The 3,426-nt window shown below is 57.3% G+C and carries 3 protein-coding genes and 1 pseudogene; all 4 read left to right on the top strand.

Annotation, left to right across the window (positions count from 1 at the left end):
• Positions 1-292, top strand: a pseudogene (locus VJ956_RS08050) (23S rRNA pseudouridine(2604) synthase RluF); the annotation flags it as partial.
• A 27-nt stretch (positions 293-319) separates the two neighbouring features.
• Entirely contained in the window at positions 320-874 is a 555-nt protein-coding gene (locus VJ956_RS08045; RefSeq protein WP_324083635.1) for a gamma-glutamylcyclotransferase, read from the top strand.
• Positions 875-1,097: 223 nt separating this feature from the next.
• Positions 1,098-1,484, top strand: coding sequence for a hypothetical protein (locus tag VJ956_RS08040; protein WP_324083633.1), 387 nt, complete (start codon positions 1,098-1,100; stop codon positions 1,482-1,484).
• Positions 1,485-2,313: 829 nt separating this feature from the next.
• A partial coding sequence (gene ltrA / locus VJ956_RS08035; protein WP_324083631.1) for a group II intron reverse transcriptase/maturase occupies positions 2,314-3,426 on the top strand: 1,113 nt, incomplete at its 3' end.

Raw genomic sequence — 3,426 nt, 5'->3', positions numbered from 1 at the left:
GAATATCGGCCTGAAGGGACTGAGGGTTGGCGAATGGCGGGATCTGACCGGACCCGAACTGGATACCCTGTTTGGAATGATCCGGGGTTCAAGTTCCGAGGCAGCGCCGGGCAAGGTCAGTGAAACCCGCAAACCGAAACCTGCGCCGGGTTCCCGGAATGGCCCCCGCAATGGTGCCCGCGATAAACCCGGAAAACGGCAGGGTTCCGGTCCAGGGCCGGGAAAGAAACCCGGCAAGTCCGGCAAATCGGGCAAACCGTCCAAACCACGCCAGCGCAGCGTCAAGCGCTGACTGTTCCGGAATCGAGGCCGTCTAACCATGTCTTTTGACACCGTTGAGCACAATCGCCGTCGCCAGAACTTTGAAGGAGTGTCCTCGGTCTGGCTGTTCGGCTACGGCTCACTGATTTACAAAGTGGATTTTCCCTACCTGGAGAAGCGGCCGGCGACCATCACCGGATGGGAGCGCCGGTTCTGGCAGGGTTCCCATGACCATCGGGGCACGCCCGAATCCCCGGGCCGGGTGGTTACCCTGATTGAAAGCCCCCGTGCCAGCTGCATGGGAATGGCCTACAGGGTACCGCCGGATGTATTCGAGCATCTGGATGTGCGTGAAAAGAATGGCTACCTGCGTTTTGCCACGCCCATGACCTTTGCTGATGGCACGGTTGAGGAGGGTCTGGTGTATATCGCCACCACAGATAACGCCGCGTTTCTCGGCCCGGCGCCCGCGGCGGATATTGCCCTCCAGATAGCCCGTTCGGCAGGGCCCAGCGGCCCGAACCGGGACTATCTGCTGAATCTTGCAGCGGCGTTAAGAGCTCTTGGTGATCAGGATCCCCACGTCTTCGAGATTGAAAAACACCTGGGCTAGTGTCAGGTTTGGTTAATTGCTGACCTGCCGGGCCCGAGCGGCAAGCAGCAGGCCACCAAATCTGACCCTGAAAAGCTCAGAATCTTTTTTGCAGTTAGTATGATCATTCTAATTTTTGAGCATATTGTGCACGCGTTGATTCAGAGATCGGCCACAAAAAGTGAGCCGAACGATGCAGATTTCAATTTCGTAAACATGCATTAAAACCTTTAAGGAAAGAACCATGGGTAAGCTTAAAACATATCAGGAACAGCTTCAGGAAATCGTAGAGAACGGTATCAACGCAGCTGAAGAGCAGCAGAAGAAGCTGGCTTCCAAGCCGTTCGAATACGCCGAGAAGTTTGAAAATGATGTTCGTGAGTACAGCGTTACAACTCTTCGCAACCAATACTACGGCTACAGCGAGAGCCTGTTCGAGCAACTGCGCGCACTGAACACCCGTTTCGGTAGCTTCGCTGCTGATCTGGTTGCCAAGCTCGAGAAAGAAGTTGCTGAAGGCGCTGACGAAGTTTCTGACGTTGCCGACGCTGTTAAAGAGTCTGCAGAAGATCAGAAGCCAGCAGCCAAGAAGCCGGCCGCTGACCAGACGACTACAACTGCCTCTGCCTGATAAGGCCGGGTTCGGTTGTCGAGAGGCCGCCTTTGTGCGGCCTTTTTTGTTTGCCCGGCGAAGCCGGCAAACCCGTCCGCCTGAGAGAAGGCGGAGTCACCCCGACTGAGGGGAAGACAATCCGACTGGCAAGGGCGTTGCTGGCCAACGGCAGGGTCTGAAGGAAGCCATAGGAAGTTAACGGTACACAACGCAAGTAAACCTGCTTCGGCAGTACAGGTGGGTCAGCGTGCAAAATAGCGCGACGCCCGGTACTCAGTCAGACCTGTGCTGTGTTTGAGGGTGGCATCGTTAACAGGGAGCCGGTGCAGTAACCGGGGAAGCCTGACACCGAATCCGGCGAAGCCGGAGGCTGTGGCGCAAGGTGAAAGCCAAGGCCACAGTAGGTGCGAGGTGGCAGATGAAGCCGTAGTAGTGACGAAGTTCCGGCCTGTGGCAGTTTTTTTTGCTTCTGCAAAAACTGCATTTACACCATCCATGGCGCTCAAGCCTGGTAACAGTGTGGAGGATAAAACCGGAACGACCGCTGGCGGAGGTTCAGCGGACCGGGCAAGGCCAAAAGCCCTGGTCGGATGCGAAGGGCGGAAGTCATTAATGAGCATGACGGACGACGAGTGAGAGGTGGACGCTGCGTTCACAAGTTGCCCGACGGGGCAGGGACGTGTATCGAGGTGCTGCGGGAACGCAGTGGCTTCGGTGCTCTCCGAACGCGGGAATAGAACGACACCGTGGCGGCAGATTGCCAGAGCGCTAGTACCCGAACGGGTCGTTTGAAACAGACCGGCAGCCAGACCAACCCTCGAAGCCGTCATCACAGAGATGAGCAGGCATGAGGAAATACTACAGTCTGTATGGGCACCTGCTGTCAAAGCAGCGTCTGTATGAAGCGTTCAGACACGTCAAGCGCAACAAGGGTGCGGCCGGAATTGATGGGCAGAGCCTGAGTGCGTTTGAGGCGAATCTGGAGGTGGAGCTGTCGTGTCTGTTACTTGAACTGAAGGAAAAGTGCTATCGGGCGCAGCCGGTCAGACGTGTTGCCATAGCCAAGGATGACGGCGGTGAGCGTTTACTGGGTATTCCGACGGTTCGGGACCGGGTTGTGCAACAGGCGCTGCGCAGCATCATAGAGCCGATCTTCGAGCCGGACTTCCACCCGTCGAGCTACGGGTATCGTCCGGGACACAGTGGTCACCACGCCATTGGCAAGGCGGAGTTGTTCATCCGCCGGTACCGGCGTGAATGGGTTGTGGACATGGACCTGTCGAAATGCTTCGACACGTTGAACCACGACCTGATCATTCGCCAATTCCGCCAACGGATCACGGACGGCAGCGTCCTGTCACTGCTGCGCCAGTTCCTGGAAAGCGGCGTGATGGTGGGATACCACCTCGAAGAGACGGAGCTGGGAAGCCCGCAGGGCGGCGTGATCAGTCCGCTGATTGCGAACGTCTACCTGGACGCCTTCGACCAGTTCATGAAAGCGCGGGGTCACCGCATCGTCCGCTATGCGGACGACATTCTGATCCTGAGTGGCTCACGAGCGGGTGCGGAGAATGCGTTAAGGGTTGCCCGGCACTATCTGGAAGATGAGCTGAAGCTGACGGTCAACGCCACCAAGACCCATATTGCCCACAGCGGTGAAGGGGTGAAATTCCTGGGTGTAGTGATCTATGCGAAGTACACCCGCATTCAGGACAGGAAGGTGGTCAGGCTCAAGCAGAAGCTCAGGACGTTGACGAAGCGGAACCATGGATCGGGACTGGCGGCGATCATCCGCGAGCTTAACCCCGTTCTGAGAGGCTTTGCCAACTACTTCCGGGTGGCGAACTGCGCGCGGGTATTGAAACAGGTGATGAGTTGGTTAAGGCGGCGCCTTCGCTGCATCCAGCTCAAACAGTGGAAGACGCCCGGTCGGCTGCATCGGCGACTGAAACAGCTGGGT

This window comes from Marinobacter sp. (genome assembly GCF_035268745.1).
GTDB lineage: Bacteria > Pseudomonadota > Gammaproteobacteria > Pseudomonadales > Oleiphilaceae > Marinobacter.
This window is presented reverse-complemented; position numbering and strand designations above follow the sequence as displayed.